The sequence below is a fragment of the Pseudomonas sp. TH34 genome, assembly GCF_016650865.1.
GTDB classification, from domain to species: domain Bacteria; phylum Pseudomonadota; class Gammaproteobacteria; order Pseudomonadales; family Pseudomonadaceae; genus Aquipseudomonas; species Aquipseudomonas yamanorum.
Genome location: NZ_JAEKFB010000020.1, coordinates 231,734 through 247,441, shown reverse-complemented (window position 1 = coordinate 247,441; position 15,708 = coordinate 231,734). Strand labels below are relative to the sequence as shown.

Sequence of the window (15,708 nt, the reverse complement as noted above, 5' to 3'; positions counted from 1 at the left end):
GATTACAGCCGCCAAGTCGGCAAGAATAGCCGCCAAATGAAAAAGGCGCCCGAAGGCGCCTTTTTCCAACTGACAGAGCGTCGCTCAATCAATTAATGGTGGTGACCACCTTCGCCGTGCACGTGGCCGTGGGCCACTTCTTCCTGGGAAGCGTCACGGATAGCGACGATCTTCACCTGGAAGTTCAGGCGCTGGCCAGCCAGCGGGTGGTTGCCGTCGACGGTCACGTCGTCGCCGTCCAGGTCACGGATGGTGACGATCTGCATCTGGCCGTCCGGAGCGGAAGCGTGGAACTGCATGCCCACTTCCAGCTCGTCGACACCTTCGAACATGCTGCGGCTCAGGGTGCTGACCAGTTCGGCAGAGTATTCGCCGTAGGCATCTTCAGGTTCCACGGCAACGGTCAGTTCGTCACCGACCTCTTTGCCTTCCAGGGCCTTTTCCAGGCCCGGGATGATGTTACCTGCACCTTGCAGGTAGACCAGCGGCGCGCCGCCGGCAGAACTGTCGATGACCTCACCAGCGTCGTTGGTCAGGGTATAGTCAATGGAGACAGCCTTATTGGCGGCGATCGGCATGGGGCGAGACCTTTTGCAGAAGAATGAAGAACGGACAAGTCTAAACAAGGATTTGCCTGAAAGCGAACACAACCCGGACGGACGGGGTCGAACAACTGACCCGACGGTCGTCGGATTTCACCAGGACGAAGACCGGCATTGGGTCGTCGAGCTTTCCTGTGGTCACACCCAGCACCTGCGCCACCAGCCGCCCTGGCAATCCCGGGCCTGGGTCACAGACCCGGCGCAACGCCTTGAAAAAATAGACAAGCCCTTTACGTGCGGCTGGTGTGCGCAAGGCTCAGATAAAGATAACCTTGGCACCTGATTCCCGGTAGACAGCCAGCCATAGGCCGCCACCGAAGCCATGCACCTCCAGAGAATTCGCATGCAGACTTTTTTTATCGCGCCCACCGATTTTGGTGTGGGTCTGACCTCCATCAGCCTTGGGCTGGTGCGTACCCTTGAACGGGCCGGGCTGAAAGTCGGCTTCTTCAAACCGATTGCCCAGCCGCACCCCGGCGACACCGGCCCCGAGCGCTCCACCGAACTGGTGGCCCGTACCCACGGCCTGAAACCGCCCCAACCCTTGGGCCTGGCCCACGTGGAGCGGATGCTCGGCGACGGTCAGCTGGATGAGCTGCTGGAAGAAATCATCACCCTTTACCAGCAAGCCGCCGTGGGCAAGGACGTGCTGATTGTCGAAGGCATGGTGCCGACCCGCAGCGCCAGCTATGCGGCCCGGGTCAACTTGCACCTGGCCAAGAGCCTGGACGCCGAAGTGATCTTGGTCTCGGCCCCGGAAAACGAAGTGCTCACCGAACTCTCCGGTCGCGTGGAATTGCAGGCCCAGTTGTTCGGCGGCCCGAAAGATCCAAAGGTGTTGGGCGTGATCCTCAACAAGGTGCGCACCGACGAAAGCATGGAAGCCTTCTCGGCGCGGCTCAAAGAGCATTCGCCGTTGTTGCGCAGCGGCGATTTCCGCCTGCTGGGCTGCATCCCGTACCAGCCGGAACTCAACGCCCCGCGCACCCGCGACGTGGCCGACCTGATGGGCGCGCAGATCCTCAACGCCGGTGACTACGAAACCCGGCGCATGACCAAAATCATCATCTGCGCCCGCACCATGCGTAACACCGTGGAGCTGCTCAAGCCCGGCGTGCTGGTAGTGACCCCCGGCGACCGCGACGACATCATCCTCGCCGTCAGCCTGGCCGCCATCAACGGCGTGCCGCTGGCCGGCCTGTTGCTGACCAGCGACACCCTGCCCGACCCACGGATCATGGACCTGTGCCGGGGCGCGTTCCAGGCCGGGCTGCCGGTGTTGTCGGTGAGCACTGGCTCCTACGACACCGCCAACCAGCTCAACAGCCTGAACAAGGAAATCCCGATTGATGACCGCGAACGTGCGGAGATCATCACCGATTTCGTCGCCAGCCACCTCGACGCACGCTGGCTGCACCAACGCTGCGGCACGCCGCGGGAGATGCGCCTGTCGCCGGCGGTGTTCCGCTATCAACTGATCCAGCGCGCCCAGGCCGCCAACAAGCGCATCGTATTGCCCGAAGGCAGCGAGCCGCTGACCGTGCAGGCCGCCGCCATCTGCCAGGCACGGGGCATTGCCCGTTGCGTATTGCTGGCCAAGCCGGCGGACGTGGAAGCGGTGGCCCGCGCCCATGGCATCGAGCTGCCCGAAGGCCTGGAGATTCTCGACCCCGACCTGATTCGCCAGCGCTACGTGGAGCCGATGGTGGCACTGCGCAAAACCAAAAGCCTCAACGCACCGATGGCCGAGCAGCAGCTGGAAGACACGGTGGTGATCGCCACCATGATGCTCGCCCTGGATGAAGTCGACGGCCTGGTCTCCGGTGTCATCCATTCCACCGCCAACACCATTCGCCCGGCCCTCCAGTTGATCAAGACTGCGCCGGGCTGCACCTTGGTCTCGTCGGTGTTCTTCATGCTGTTCCCGGAGCAGGTGCTGGTGTACGGCGACTGTGTGATGAACCCGCACCCAAGCGCCGCCGAACTGGCGGAAATCGCCCTGCAAAGCGCCGACTCGGCCGCCGCGTTCGGCATCACGCCACGGGTGGCGATGATCAGTTATTCCAGCGGTGATTCCGCCACGGGCGAAGAAGTCGAGAAAGTCCGCGAAGCCACCCTGCTGGCCCACGAAGCCCAAAGCTCACTGCTGATCGACGGCCCGTTGCAGTACGACGCCGCCGCCAACGAAACCGTGGCCCGGCAACTGGCGCCCAACAGCCTGGTGGCGGGCAAGGCCACGGTGTTCGTGTTCCCCGACCTGAACACCGGCAACACCACCCACAAGGCCGTGCAGCGCAGTGCCGATTGCGTGAGCCTGGGGCCGATGCTGCAAGGCCTGCGCAAACCGGTGAACGACCTGCCCCGTGGGGCGCAGGTGGACGATATCGTGTACACCATCGCATTGACCGCGATTCAAGCCGCCAACCGACCTATGGATGTCTAAATGCTGGATTTTCTACCTGCTGCCGTGCGCGGGGTGATCGCCTCGCTGTTGCTGGCGTTGAACACGATCCTGCTGTGCTCGTTCCTGTTTATCGTAGCGCTGTTCAAGGCGTTGCCGTTTGCCAAGCGCTTCAGTGAATGGCTGATGAACCAGACCCACGAGGCCTGGATCAGCAACAACAAGGCCTGGATGAACCTGGTATGTCGCACCCGCTGGCACCTGAAGGGCCTGGAAGGCCTCGACTATGAGCACTCGTACCTGGTGACCAGTAACCACCAGAGCTGGGTCGATATCATGGTGCTGCAATACGTGCTCAACCGGCGTATTCGCCCGCTGAAGTTCTTCCTCAAGCAAGAGCTGATCTGGGTCCCGGTTATTGGTTTGGCGTGGTGGACACTGGGCTTCCCGTTCATGAAGCGCTACACCAAGGCGTACCTGGAAAAACACCCGGAGAAGAAAGGCAAAGACCTGGAAACCACCCGCAAGACTTGTGCGAAGTTTCGCCACAACCCGGTGGGTATTTTCAACTTTGCCGAAGGCACACGGTTTACCCCCGGCAAGCATGCGCAGCAGAAGTCACCGTTTCGCTACCTGCTCAAGCCCAAGGCCGGTGGTATCGCGTTTGTGCTGGATGCCATGGGTGAACAGCTGAAATCGCTGGTGAACGTGACCATTCACTATCCTGATGGGCGCCCCGGTTATTGGGATTTGCTGTGCGGAAATGTGAAGGACGTGGTCGTGCAGTTTGAAGAGGTGCAGATTCCGGCCGAGTTTATCGGCAAGAATTATGAGCAGGATGGGGAGTATCGGTTGGCGTTCCAAGGCTGGATCAACCGGTTGTGGGAAGAGAAGGATGTGCTGCTCGAAGAGCTTCACAAAGACTTCCCAGCCCGTCGCTGATCAACATGTGGATGCAATTTAATGTGGGAGCTGGCTTGCCTGCGATAGCGGCGGGTCAGCTAAAACTGCATGCACTGAAAGACCGCGATCGCAGGCAAGTCAGCTCCCACAGTTGACCGAGTTGTTTTCAAGATTCCATAAAAAAGCCCGCCAACATGGCGGGCTTTTTTGTGCGCGTGACGCTTAGATCGCGCCGCGCTGGCGCAGCAGTTCCAGCACTTGCTTGACGCTGTCCTCCAGCGACAGTGCCTGGGTGTCGATCACCAGGTCGGCGTTCAACGGCACGTCATACGGGAACGACTCACCCGGGATGTTATCCCCGCCCGCCGCGTACAGGCCTTGCGGATCTCGCTCGGCACACACCAGCGGCGAAGCCTGTACGTAGACGGTCAGCAAACGATCAGCGCCGATCAGCGCCTTGGCCTGTTCACGCCCTTCGGCATCCGGGGCAACAAACGCCGCCAGGGTCAGCAAGCCCGCTTCGTTGAACTGACGCGCCACATGCGCGGCGCGGCGCCAGTTCTCGGTACGCCCGGCACGGTCCTGGGGCAGGCCCTTGTTCAGGTCATGGCGCAGGTTCTGGCCGTCCAGCACAAACACCGCACGGCCCATGTCGAACAGCTTGCGCTCAACCGCGTAGGCCAGGGTGCTTTTGCCGGCGCCGGATAAGCCGCTGAACAGCACGGTCGCCGGTTGCTGGCCGAAGCGCTGGGCGCGCTCCTCGGTGGCCACGTGAGCCAACTTGCCATGCTGCGCCGCACTGCCGTGAGTTACCGGCGGCGCGATGATCATGCCTGCGGCCACGGTGCCGTTGGTCAAACGATCGATGACGATAAACGACCCGGTGGTGCGGTTGCTCGCGTAACCGTCCAGGGCGATGACCGTGTCGAGGCTGACCTTGACCCGGCCGATTTCGTTCAACTGCAAGGCGCTCGCCGGGCCTTCTTCCAGGGTGTTCACATCAACGCGATGCACGATGCTGGTGATGGAACCCGGCACGTAGCTGGTGGCGCGCTTGATGTCGTATTTCTTGCCCGGCAGCATCGGCTCTTCAGCCATCCACACCAGCATGGCGTCGAAGGCGTCGGTCACTTGCGGCACGTTGTCGGCGTGTACCAGCAGGTCGCCACGGGAGATGTCGATCTCGTCTTCCATGGTCAGGGTCACGGCCTGGCCTGGGCCGGCGTTTTCCAGTTCACCTTCAAAGGTGACGATGGATTTGACGCGGCTGCTCTTGCCCGACGGCAGCACCACGACTTCGTCACCCTTGTGCACGATGCCACTGGCCAGGGTGCCGGCGAAACCACGGAAATTCAGGTTCGGACGGTTGACGTACTGCACCGGGAAACGCAGGTCGGTGTAGTTGCGGTCGTTGGCGATCTCGACGGTTTCGAGAATCTCCATCAGCGACTGGCCGGTGTACCAGGGCGAACGCTCGCTCTTGTTCACCACGTTGTCGCCCTTGAGCGCCGACATCGGCACGAAGGCCAAGGTGCTCGGCTTAAACGCGATACCGTCGGCGAACTTCAGGTAATCGGCCTTGATCGACTCGAATACGCTTTGGTCAAAGCCGTTGATGTCCATCTTGTTGACGGCCACCACGATGTGTTTGATCCCCAGCAACGAGGCGATAAAGCTGTGACGACGGGTCTGGGTCTGCACGCCGTAGCGGGCGTCGATCAGGATGATCGCCAGGTCACAGGTGGAGGCACCGGTGGCCATGTTGCGGGTGTACTGCTCATGGCCGGGGGTGTCGGCAATGATGAATTTGCGCTTGGCGGTGGAGAAGTAGCGGTAGGCAACGTCGATGGTGATGCCCTGCTCACGCTCGGCCTGCAGGCCGTCGACCAGCAAGGCCAGGTCGATGTCGTCACCGGTGGTGCCGGACTTCTTCGAATCGCGGGTGATGGCTTCCAGGTGATCTTCGTAGATCATCTTGGAGTCGTGCAGCAGGCGCCCGATCAGGGTGCTCTTGCCGTCGTCGACGTTGCCACAGGTCAGGAAGCGCAACATTTCCTTGCGCTCGTGCTGGCCCAGGTAGGCGAGGATGTCCTCGCTGATCAAATCAGATTGATGCGACATGACAGCCCCTTAGAAATAGCCTTGACGTTTTTTATCTTCCATCGAGCCTGCACCATCGTGGTCGATGACACGGCCCTGGCGCTCGGAAGTTCGCGTCAGGAGCATTTCCTGAATGATGTCCGTCAGCGTCTCGGCTTCGGACTCCACCGCGCCCGTCAACGGGTAGCAGCCAAGGGTACGGAAACGTACTTTCTTTTTGACGATTCGGGCTTTGTCTTCGTCAGACAGGTGCTCGAGGATGCGGTCGTCGTCGATCATGATCAACGTGCCGTTTTTCTCGATCACTTCGCGTTCGGCGGCGAAGTACAGCGGCACGATCGGGATGCCTTCCAGGTAGATGTACTGCCAGATATCCAGCTCGGTCCAGTTGGACAGCGGGAACACGCGGATCGACTCGCCCTTGTTGACGTTGCCGTTGTAGACGTTCCACAGCTCCGGGCGCTGGTTTTTCGGGTCCCAGCGGTGCTTGCTGTCGCGGAACGAGTACACGCGCTCTTTGGCACGGGATTTCTCTTCATCGCGACGGGCACCGCCGAATGCAGCGTCGAAACCATATTTGTCGAGCGCCTGTTTCAGGCCCTCGGTCTTCATGATGTCGGTGTGCTTGGCGCTGCCATGGGTGAACGGGTTGATGCCCTGCGCCACACCGTCCGGGTTGACGTGAGTGATCAGGTCCAGGCCCAGTTCCTCGACCATCTTGTCGCGGAACTTGTACATCTCCTGGAATTTCCAGCGGGTATCGACGTGCATCACCGGAAACGGCAGCTTGCCCGGGAAAAATGCCTTGCGTGCCAGGTGCAGCATCACGGCGGAGTCTTTACCGATCGAGTAGAGCATCACCGGGTTATCGAACTCGGCGGCGACCTCGCGGATGATGTGGATGCTTTCCGCCTCCAGCTGTTTCAGATGCGTCAGTTTGTCGACCATGGCTACTCACGGAAAAACGATCTTATGGACGGCCAGCGGGCCGTGTTCGAGCGGGGCATGCTAGCACAGCACCTGATTCTATTGAGGGAGCTGGCTAGATCGAAACGGTATATCAATATACCGCCCGGTTTGGCTCAACTCGATCAAATGTGGGAGCGGGCTTGCTCGCGAATGCGGTGTGTCAGTCAATGCATATGGCGACTGATGCACCGCATTCGCGAGCAAGCCCGCTCCCACATGTGTCCGGTGGTGTTCGTCAGATCGGGTTTGGGCAATCGATGAAGAGGTGTTCGAGGGCGAAGCGTCGCGCCAGGTAATCACCCAACGCCTGTACACCATACCGTTCGGTGGCGTGATGCCCGGCCGCTATGAAGCTGATGTCGTTTTCCCGGGCGCTGTGGAAGGTCTGCTCCGAAGCTTCGCCGCTCAGGTACAGGTCGACCCCGGCCAACACCGCCTGGTCGATATAGCCCTGGCCGCCACCGGTGCACCAGCCCACGCGGCGGATCATCTCGCTGCCTTCGATCAGCAGCGGCTCACGCCCCATGGCTTCCTGCACGCGGCGGGCGAAGTCACGGGGCGACACCGGTTCGGCAAGGGAGCCCACCAGGCCGACGATCTTGAGGTTGTCCGGGTCCAGTGGACCTTCGACGGTGATGTCCAGTTGCCGGGCCAGTTGCACGTTGTTGCCGACTTCCGGGTGCAGGTCCAGGGGCAAGTGGTAGGCCAGCAGGCTGATATCGTGCTTGAGCAGGGTTTTCAGGCGACGCTGCTTCATGCCGGTGATGCACGGGCTTTCACCTTTCCAGAAGTAACCGTGGTGCACCAGCACCAGGTCGGCCTGGGCTTCGACCGCCGCGTCCAGCAATGCCTGGCTGGCAGTCACGCCACTGACGATGCGCAGCACCTGCGGCCGGCCCTCGACTTGCAGGCCGTTGGGGCAGTAATCGGCGATTTTTGCACTATTAAGGTAGCGGTCCGCTTCCTCGACTAAGGTGCTCAGGGCGACGGCCATAAAAGACTCCTAAATATCCCGTTCAGAGGCGCTCACGGCCTCGTATAATGCGCGACATTATGGGCGCTCTCCCGCCCCCTGCAACCCGTCAGGATTTTTCTTAATGCTCAAGGCACTGCGTTTTTTTGGATGGCCATTGTTGGCTGGCGTGCTGATCGCGATGCTGATTATTCAGCGTTATCCACAACTGGTCGGCCTGCCGACGCTCGATGTCAACCTGCAACAGGCACCGCAAACCAGCGCGGTGGTGCAAGGCCCGGTGACTTACGCCGACGCGGTGGTGATCGCCGCGCCCGCCGTGGTGAACCTGTACACCACCAAGGTCATCAACAAACCGGCGCATCCGCTGTTTGAAGACCCGCAGTTCCGGCGCTTTTTCGGCGACAACTCGCCCAAGCAGCGACGCATGGAATCCAGCCTCGGCTCCGGCGTGATCATGAGCCCGGAAGGCTACATCCTGACCAACAACCACGTGACCACCGGCGCCGACCAGATTGTGGTGGCCCTGCGTGATGGCCGGGAAACCCTGGCCCGCGTAGTCGGCAGCGACCCGGAAACCGACCTTGCGGTGTTGAAGATTGATCTGAAAAGCCTGCCCTCGATCACCATCGGCCGCTCCGAAGGCTTGCGCGTAGGTGACGTGGCGCTGGCCATCGGCAACCCGTTCGGTGTGGGCCAGACCGTGACCATGGGCATCATCAGCGCCACCGGGCGTAACCAGTTGGGCCTCAACAGCTACGAAGACTTTATCCAGACCGACGCGGCGATCAACCCGGGCAACTCCGGCGGCGCGCTGGTGGATGCCAACGGCAACCTGACCGGCATCAACACCGCGATCTTCTCCAAGTCCGGTGGCTCCCAGGGCATCGGCTTCGCCATCCCGGTCAAACTCGCCACGGAAGTGATGAAGTCGATCATCGAGCATGGCCAAGTGATTCGTGGCTGGCTGGGGATTGAAGTACAACCGCTGACCAAGGAACTGGCCGAGTCGTTCGGCCTGACCGGGCGCCCAGGCATCGTGGTCGCCGGGATCTTCCGCGACGGCCCGGCGCAGAAAGCCGGCCTGCAACTGGGGGATGTGATCCTCAGCATCGACGGCGAACCGGCCGGTGATGGCCGCAAGTCGATGAACCAGGTGGCGCGGATCAAGCCGACCGACAAGGTGGCGATCCAGGTGATGCGCAATGGCAAGGAAATCAAGCTGTCGGCAGAAATCGGCCTGCGTCCGCCGCCGGCGCCGGTGAAAGAAGAGGAATAACCTCTGAAGGAGCCCGCTTCAGGGCTCCTGTTACCTAATGTTTCAGAAGAAAATTACCCGCAATAGAGATGTTATATTGTTTCAATATCGCTATTGGAACGCTCTATCATGCCGTCTCGAAGATTTGCCCCACTGGCGGGAATCGCCCTGGGTTTGCTGGTGGACCCGGTCTACGCCGAAGACACTGCCACCTTAGAACTGGAGGCTACCCGCATCACCGGTGAGGCGTATGAATCCGCCACTGGCCCCATCAAAGGCTATCGCGCCACCCGCTCCGCCAGCGCAACCAAAACCGACACCGCCCTGCGAGACATCCCACAATCCATCAGCGTGATTCCTGCCTCGGTGCTCAAGGACCTGGGCAGTACCAACGTCGAGCGCGCCCTGGAATTTGCCGGCGGCGTATCCAGACAAAACAACTTCGGCGGCCTGACGCTCTACGAATACAGCGTCCGCGGCTTCACCACCTCTGAGTTTTACGTGGACGGCTTCAGTGCCAACCGCGGTTACCCAAGCACGCCGGATGCGGCCAATATCGAGCGCATCGAAGTGCTCAAGGGCCCCGCCGCCAGCCTGTATGGCCGTGGCGACCCGGGCGGCACGGTGAATATCGTCAGCAAGAAGCCGCAGCCCGAAGCCTTCACCACCGTGCAGACCAGTGCCGGCAGTTGGGACCGCTATCGCACCGCGCTGGACGTGAACACGCCGCTCGACAGCGAGGGTAACGTGTTGTCACGGGTCAACCTGGCGGTGGAAGACAACCACAGCTTCCGCGACCACGTGGAGGCCAAACGGGTCTTTGTCGCACCCTCCATCAGTTGGCAACTGGACCCGGACACACACCTGCTGGTGGAAAGTGAATTCGTGCGCCACCGCTCCACCTTCGACCGTGGCATCGTCGCGCCGAACAATCGCTGGAGCGGCGTTTCCCGCTCGACCTTCCTCGGCGAGCCCAACGACGGCGATATCCGTAACCACAATAACCGCCTGCAAGCCACCCTCGAACACCACCTCAACGATGTCTGGCAACTGCGCCTGGGCAGCCACTACAAGCAGGGCAGCCTGTGGGGCGATGCCTCGGAAAACCGCCCACTGGATGCCGACGGCCACACCCTCAAGCGTCGCTACCGCGAACGCTCCACCGGTTGGCACGACAGCATCACCCAACTCGAGCTACGTGGCCGGTTCGACATCGGCAACTGGCAGCACGAGTTGCTGATGGGTACCGAATACGAGGACTACCGCAAGAAAGAACGAGTCACCGCGATTGCTGGCGGCGACTACGCCATCGACATCTACAACCCGGTCTACGGCCAGCCAAAGCCCAATGGCAAGCGCTCGGGCACCGACTTTTTCGAACAGGTGAAAAGCCAGGCGCTGAACCTGCAGGATCAGATCATCTTCACCGACCGGCTGCGCGGGATGATCGGCGCGCGCTTCGAACACTTCGAGCAGCACACCGACGACTTCGCCCGCAACCACGCCAAAAGCCGGCAGACCCACGATGCCCTAACCCAACGCGCCGGCCTGCTCTACCAACTGACGCCTGAAGTGGGCCTGTTCGCCAATGCCTCCACCTCGTTCAAACCCAACAATGGCCTGGACGCCGGCGGCAAATCCTTCAAGCCGGAGGAAGGCGTGGGTTATGAAATCGGGATCAAGAGCGAACTGTTCGACGACCGCCTGAGCACCACCCTCGCCGCCTTCCATATCGAGAAAGAAAATGTCTTGGCCCTGGACCCGGCCACCGACACCCAGCGGGCCATGGGCAAGGCCCGCAGCCAGGGTTTTGACCTGCAACTGACCGGCCAGGTGACAGACGCCGTACGGGTGATCGGCGCCTTTGCCTACATCGACGCCGAAGTGACTAAAGGCGACAAAGACATCCCTGCGGGCAGCCGGATTCTCGGCGTGGCCAAACGAAGCGGCAGTTTACTCGGGGTGTATGAATTCCAGGACGGCCTGTTGCGTGGCTCCGACCTCGGCGCGGCCTTTACCTACGTCGGCGACCGCTCAGGCGAAGCTGGCAAAAGCTTTGAATTGCCGGCCTACCACACCGTCGACCTGCTGGCCCACTACAAGGCCAGCGACAACGTCACCGTGGGCCTGAACCTCAACAACCTGTTCGACGAAAAGTACTACGAGCGCTCCTACAGCAATTACTGGGTCAATCCCGGCGAGCCGCGCAATTTCACCGTCAGCCTGACCCTCAACCTGTAAAAGGACGTCTCCATGCAAGTCTTCAAATCCCTGGCCGTGTTAGGCCTGCTGTTTGCCACCCAAGTCTCGGCCCACGGGCTGTGGACCGAACAACGGCGCGGCAATATCGAAGTGATCTACGGCCACGGCGCCGAAGACAACGTGTTCAAGGCCCAGAAAATCAGCGGCGCCTGGGCCTATGACGCCAGCGGCAAAATGATTCCGGTGACCGTGGAACGGCTGTCCGATCACGCGCGCCTGAAGCCTCTCAAATCGCCGGCTGTATTGGCGGTCGCCCTGGATAACGGCATGTGGTCGCAGACGGCTGAAAAGAAGTGGGTCAACGAGGGCCGCAGTAAAGTGCCGGGGGCGATTGAGTCGACCCATACCTTCAAGTACGGCCTGGCGATCTACCAGCCGGGAGCAACGTTGCCGAAGCTGGACCAGCTCAAGCTACTGATCTTGCCAGAAGTTGATCCGCTGACCGTAGGACCGGGCAAATCACTGCCCGTACGGGTGCTGCTGGATGGCAAGCCGGCGGCTGGGGTCAAGCTGGTGGGGGATTATCGCAATGCACCGAGCACCTTGAGCACCGAGACCGATAAAGACGGCCGCGCCCAGGTGCTGGTAAGGAATGAAGGATTGAATGTGATTGCGGCGCAGGTGGAGATCCCGCTTAAAGACAATGCTGATGTAGCGACTCGCGGACTGTTCAGTTCCCTGACCTTCCTGGGCGAGCCGCATCACGAGTAACACCGAAAATTCAGAGTGGGCACAGTCAATGAGGGAGCGGGCTTGCTCGCGAAGGCGGTGTATCAGTCGCTATCTTCATTAACTGACCCACCGTATTCGCGGGCAAGCCCGCTCCCACATTCAGGCCTCACTCGGCTTGATTACAGTGCCACCGGCGCTCTTTCACACAGGGTATTGAGCGCCACCGCCCACTGTGGGTCATCGTTCAGGCAAGGCACCAACACCAGCTCCTCGCCCCCCGCTTCGCGGAATTGTTCCAGGCCGCGATCGCCAATTTCCTCCAGTGTCTCGATGCAGTCCGCGACAAACGCCGGGCACATCACCAGCAACTTCTTCACCCCTTGCTGAGCCAACGCCTCAAGGCGTGCCTCGGTGTAGGGTTCGATCCACTTGGCCCGGCCCAACCGCGACTGGAACGCCACCGACCATTTGCCCTCCGGCAAGCCAAGGCGCTCCGCGAAGTCCCGCGCAACACTGAAGCACTGCGCGCGATAGCACGTGGCAAGCACCTCGGGTGAGGCGTTCTGGCAGCAGTTGGCGTCCTTGAAACAGTGTTGCCCGGTAGGGTCGAGCTTTTTCAGGTGGCGCTCGGGCAACCCATGAAAGCTCAGCAGGAGGTGATCGAAATCCTGTTCCACATAAGCTCTGGCGCTGTTGGCCAAGGCGTCGAGGTACTCCGGTTCATCGTAGAACGGCTGCAGAATCGAAAACTCGATCGCCAACTTTTTGTCCCGCACCACGCGTCGGGCTTCTTCGATCACCGTGGTCACGGTGCTGTCTGCAAATTGCGGGTACAACGGCGCCAGGGTGACTTTCTTGATGCCCTGGGACGCCAGCCGCGTCAGTACGCTTTCAATCGACGGCTCGCCATAACGCATTGCCAGTTCCACCGGGCCTTGGGTCCATTGCGCGGTCATCTGTTGTTGCAGGCGGCGGCTGAGGACGACCAGCGGCGAGCCTTCGTCCCACCAGATCGAGGCGTAGGCATGGGCCGATTGCTCCGGGCGCTTGATCAGGATCAGCGACACCAGCAAGCGCCGAACCGGCCATGGCAGGTCAATGACGTAAGGGTCCATCAGGAATTGATTAAGGTAGCTGCGCACATCCGCCACCGAAGTGGACGCCGGTGAACCCAGGTTGACCAGTAACAACGCGTGATCCGTCATGCAACATCCTATCTCTAGAGGCGGCTGGACAAGTCGTCCAGGGCCGCGTGCAACTCAGTGAACTGGAAAATGAACCCAGCGGCCAACAGCCGCTGCGGCAACGCCCGCTGGCCGCCCAGCAACAAACCGGACAACTCGCCCAGGCCGATGCGCAAGGCAAACGCCGGCATGGGCATGAACGCCGGGCGGTGCAGCACCTTGCCCAGGGTCTTGGCGAACTCCAGGTTGCGTACCGGGTGTGGCGCGCAGGCATTATAAGGACCGCGGGCATCGGTCTTGTGCAGAAGAAAATCAATCAGGGCGATTTGATCCTTTATATGGACCCATGGCATCCACTGCCGACCGTTGCCGATAGGTCCGCCCAGCGCCAGTTTGAATGGCAGCAACAGCCGCGACAAAAAGCCGCCCTCGGCCGCCAGCACCAGCCCTGTACGTACCAGCACGACGCGGATGCCCAATGCTTCGGCGCGCTGGGCGGTTTCTTCCCAGGCAATAGAGAGCTGGCTGCCGAAATCGTCTTGTACCGGGCCGCTGTCTTCGGTCAGCTCACGCTCGCCGCCGTCGCCGTACCAGCCGACCGCAGAACCGGAAATCAACACCGCCGGTTTTTGCTCAAGGCCCTCAAGCCACGCCAGCAAGGTTTCGGTCAGGCCGATGCGGCTGCTCCATAGCAGCGCCTTGCGTTTATGCGTCCAGGGCCGGTCGGCAATCGGTGCGCCGGCCAGGTTGATCACCGCGTCCACCGGCTCGTTTATGTCTTGCAGGCGAGCAATGCCGCGCACTTGGGCACCACACAATTTGGCCACTTGTTCGGGATGGCGGCTCCAGACCGTGAGGCGATGGCCCTGGGCAAGCCAGTGTTGGCAAAGTTGGCGGCCGATCAAACCCGTACCGCCGGTCAGCAAAATGTGCATGAGTCGTTCCTCGTGTAACGTTCGCCGACCACCGTTAGTCTATTTTATAAACAGGGATGTTTTAATCGGGCGCAACGGTGGTTAAACCCTCAGGGTTAACCATAGGTCACGCCAAACGATCAGGTACGCCAAAACTTATACCAAAAAACAATATTGTACAGCTATTGGTGTCGGCGTAGTCTGTACCCAACGGTAAAACGAGGCCTCCCATGACTGTTCCCATCGCGATCATTGGCACCGGCATCGCCGGTCTCTCCGCCGCCCGAGCGTTAAAAGACGCGGGGCACGTTGTACAACTCTTCGATAAAAGCCGCGGCAGTGGCGGTCGGATGTCCAGCAAGCGCAGCGATGCGGGGGCACTGGACATGGGCGCGCAGTACTTCACCGCCCGCGACCGACGCTTCGTCAACGAGGTACAACGCTGGCAAGCCCAGGGGTGCGCCGAGCAATGGAAACCGCAGCTGTACAACTTCAAGTCCGGGCAACTCACGCCCTCTCCCGATGAACAGATCCGCTGGGTCGGCACGCCGCGCATGAGTGCGATCACCCGCGCCCTGCTGGATGACTTGCCGGTGCAGTTCGGTTGCCGCATCACCGAAGTGTTCCAGGGCAAACACCACTGGAACCTGCTGGACGCCGACGGCGAAAACCACGGCCCGTTCAGCCACGTGATCATTGCCACCCCGGCGCCCCAAGCCACCGCCCTGCTGGCCGCCGCGCCCAAATTGGCGAGTGCCGCCGCCGGCGTGAAGATGGACCCGACCTGGGCCATCGCCCTGGCCTTCGACAAACCGTTGGATACCCCCATGGAAGGCTGCTTCGTGCAAGACAGCCCTCTGGACTGGCTGGCCCGCAACCGCAGCAAACCTGGGCGCGACACCACCCTCGACACTTGGGTACTGCACGCCACCAGCACCTGGAGCAAGCAACACCTGGACCTGTCCAAGGAAGCGGTGATCGAACACCTGCACGGTGCCTTCGCCGAACTTTTGCACAGCGCCATGCCGGCGCCATCCTTCACCCTCGCCCACCGCTGGCTGTATGCACGGCCGTCCACCAGCCATGAATTTGGCGTGCTGGCCGACGCCGACCTGGGCTTGTACGTGTGTGGCGACTGGTGCCTGTCGGGCCGTGTGGAAGGTGCCTGGCTAAGCGGCCAGGAAGCGGCGCGGCGGTTGATCGAGCATCTGCAATGAACCGCATCAATCCCGCCAAGTTGCTGCTGTCGAAGTGGACAGCAGCCCGCCCGCAGCACAAGGAAAAACATTTCCTGGTCACCCAGTTGCTGCGCGACGAAGAAGGCGATGTGCAGGAAATCGAACTGGAAGCGGTGATGAGCCATCGCGTTCAGCGCCTGCCCTGGCAAACCCTGCAAAACGTTGAAGACTGGAAAATCGGCTGGAAATAGCCATTCCGCAAATACCTGTACAAATTATTTGACTTGTACAG

14 protein-coding genes are annotated in these 15,708 nt (G+C 61.0%); 8 read left to right on the top strand and 6 right to left on the bottom strand.

The genetic code is table 11. From position 1 onward, the window contains the following. Positions 1-92: 92 nt before the first annotated feature. A complete protein-coding gene (locus tag JFU58_RS14565; protein ID WP_017476012.1) occupies positions 93-578 on the bottom strand; it encodes an FKBP-type peptidyl-prolyl cis-trans isomerase in 486 nt (161 codons plus the stop codon). On the opposite strand from JFU58_RS14565, the gene JFU58_RS14560 reads away from it, so the two are divergent. Genes JFU58_RS14560 through JFU58_RS14550 form a run of 3 tightly spaced genes read left to right on the top strand, consistent with a single transcriptional unit; the run spans position 547 to position 3,945 of the window. Continuing rightward, positions 547-885 (top strand): DUF3565 domain-containing protein, encoded by a 339-nt coding sequence (locus JFU58_RS14560; protein WP_003208456.1) that lies wholly within the window; start codon positions 547-549, stop codon positions 883-885. The genes JFU58_RS14565 and JFU58_RS14560 overlap by 32 nt on opposite strands. A gap of 60 nt (positions 886-945) precedes the next feature. Then, positions 946-3,045 carry a phosphate acetyltransferase gene (pta, locus tag JFU58_RS14555; protein ID WP_017476010.1) on the top strand — a complete coding sequence of 700 codons (2,100 nt, stop codon included), beginning with the start codon at positions 946-948 and terminating at the stop codon, positions 3,043-3,045. Further along, positions 3,046-3,945: an acyltransferase gene (locus JFU58_RS14550; protein WP_201141000.1), complete on the top strand. Its 900-nt coding sequence runs from the start codon at positions 3,046-3,048 to the stop codon at positions 3,943-3,945. Between the two features lie 183 nt (positions 3,946-4,128). Here the strand turns inward: JFU58_RS14550 and cysN are convergent, their stop codons facing one another. The 3 genes from cysN to JFU58_RS14535 form a co-directional block, all read right to left on the bottom strand. Then, entirely contained in the window at positions 4,129-6,027 is a 1,899-nt protein-coding gene (cysN, locus tag JFU58_RS14545; protein ID WP_093201693.1) for a sulfate adenylyltransferase subunit CysN, read from the bottom strand. Positions 6,028-6,036: 9 nt separating this feature from the next. Then, the gene (gene cysD, locus JFU58_RS14540; RefSeq protein ID WP_063033107.1) at positions 6,037-6,954 is read right to left on the bottom strand and encodes a sulfate adenylyltransferase subunit CysD; all 918 of its coding nucleotides are present in this window, start codon (positions 6,952-6,954) and stop codon (positions 6,037-6,039) included. A 256-nt stretch (positions 6,955-7,210) separates the two neighbouring features. Further along, positions 7,211-7,969, bottom strand: a complete 759-nt coding sequence (locus JFU58_RS14535; RefSeq protein ID WP_063033108.1) for a Nif3-like dinuclear metal center hexameric protein — start codon at positions 7,967-7,969, stop codon at positions 7,211-7,213. A gap of 103 nt (positions 7,970-8,072) precedes the next feature. Between JFU58_RS14535 and algW the strand changes: the two genes are divergently transcribed. The 3 genes from algW to JFU58_RS14520 all read left to right on the top strand — a co-directional run bounded on the left by algW (position 8,073) and on the right by JFU58_RS14520 (position 12,179). Further along, positions 8,073-9,227 carry a Do family serine endopeptidase AlgW gene (gene algW, locus JFU58_RS14530; protein ID WP_063033109.1) on the top strand — a complete coding sequence of 385 codons (1,155 nt, stop codon included), beginning with the start codon at positions 8,073-8,075 and terminating at the stop codon, positions 9,225-9,227. 108 nt (positions 9,228-9,335) lie between these two features. Further along, positions 9,336-11,447: a TonB-dependent siderophore receptor gene (locus JFU58_RS14525; RefSeq protein WP_201140999.1), complete on the top strand. Its 2,112-nt coding sequence runs from the start codon at positions 9,336-9,338 to the stop codon at positions 11,445-11,447. Positions 11,448-11,459: 12 nt separating this feature from the next. After that, a complete protein-coding gene (locus JFU58_RS14520; protein WP_093201707.1) occupies positions 11,460-12,179 on the top strand; it encodes a DUF4198 domain-containing protein in 720 nt (239 codons plus the stop codon). 140 nt (positions 12,180-12,319) lie between these two features. Here the strand turns inward: JFU58_RS14520 and hemH are convergent, their stop codons facing one another. Then, a complete protein-coding gene (gene hemH, locus JFU58_RS14515; RefSeq protein ID WP_063033112.1) occupies positions 12,320-13,345 on the bottom strand; it encodes a ferrochelatase in 1,026 nt (341 codons plus the stop codon). Positions 13,346-13,359: 14 nt separating this feature from the next. Next, positions 13,360-14,259 carry a TIGR01777 family oxidoreductase gene (locus tag JFU58_RS14510; RefSeq protein WP_201140997.1) on the bottom strand — a complete coding sequence of 300 codons (900 nt, stop codon included), beginning with the start codon at positions 14,257-14,259 and terminating at the stop codon, positions 13,360-13,362. Positions 14,260-14,468: 209 nt separating this feature from the next. Here JFU58_RS14510 and JFU58_RS14505 point away from each other — a divergent pair, with 209 nt between their 5' ends. Both JFU58_RS14505 and JFU58_RS14500 read left to right on the top strand, forming a co-directional pair. Continuing rightward, the gene (locus tag JFU58_RS14505; RefSeq protein WP_093201716.1) at positions 14,469-15,455 is read left to right on the top strand and encodes an NAD(P)/FAD-dependent oxidoreductase; all 987 of its coding nucleotides are present in this window, start codon (positions 14,469-14,471) and stop codon (positions 15,453-15,455) included. Next, a complete protein-coding gene (locus JFU58_RS14500) occupies positions 15,452-15,667 on the top strand; it encodes a TIGR02450 family Trp-rich protein (RefSeq protein WP_201140995.1) in 216 nt (71 codons plus the stop codon). Before JFU58_RS14505 ends, JFU58_RS14500 begins: the two co-directional genes overlap by 4 nt. Positions 15,668-15,708: the final 41 nt, after the last annotated feature.

Coding starts and splice junctions, on each gene's coding strand:
- JFU58_RS14550 (WP_201141000.1), top strand. CDS start 3,046: ATGCTGGATTTTCTACCTGCTGCCGTGCGCGGGGTGATCGCCTCGCTG.
- pta (WP_017476010.1), top strand. CDS start 946: ATGCAGACTTTTTTTATCGCGCCCACCGATTTTGGTGTGGGTCTGACC.
- JFU58_RS14520 (WP_093201707.1), top strand. CDS start 11,460: ATGCAAGTCTTCAAATCCCTGGCCGTGTTAGGCCTGCTGTTTGCCACC.
- cysD (WP_063033107.1), bottom strand. CDS start 6,954: ATGGTCGACAAACTGACGCATCTGAAACAGCTGGAGGCGGAAAGCATC.
- algW (WP_063033109.1), top strand. CDS start 8,073: ATGCTCAAGGCACTGCGTTTTTTTGGATGGCCATTGTTGGCTGGCGTG.
- JFU58_RS14565 (WP_017476012.1), bottom strand. CDS start 578: ATGCCGATCGCCGCCAATAAGGCTGTCTCCATTGACTATACCCTGACC.
- cysN (WP_093201693.1), bottom strand. CDS start 6,027: ATGTCGCATCAATCTGATTTGATCAGCGAGGACATCCTCGCCTACCTG.
- JFU58_RS14500 (WP_201140995.1), top strand. CDS start 15,452: ATGAACCGCATCAATCCCGCCAAGTTGCTGCTGTCGAAGTGGACAGCA.
- JFU58_RS14510 (WP_201140997.1), bottom strand. CDS start 14,259: ATGCACATTTTGCTGACCGGCGGTACGGGTTTGATCGGCCGCCAACTT.
- JFU58_RS14505 (WP_093201716.1), top strand. CDS start 14,469: ATGACTGTTCCCATCGCGATCATTGGCACCGGCATCGCCGGTCTCTCC.
- JFU58_RS14525 (WP_201140999.1), top strand. CDS start 9,336: ATGCCGTCTCGAAGATTTGCCCCACTGGCGGGAATCGCCCTGGGTTTG.
- hemH (WP_063033112.1), bottom strand. CDS start 13,345: ATGACGGATCACGCGTTGTTACTGGTCAACCTGGGTTCACCGGCGTCC.
- JFU58_RS14535 (WP_063033108.1), bottom strand. CDS start 7,969: ATGGCCGTCGCCCTGAGCACCTTAGTCGAGGAAGCGGACCGCTACCTT.
- JFU58_RS14560 (WP_003208456.1), top strand. CDS start 547: ATGGAGACAGCCTTATTGGCGGCGATCGGCATGGGGCGAGACCTTTTG.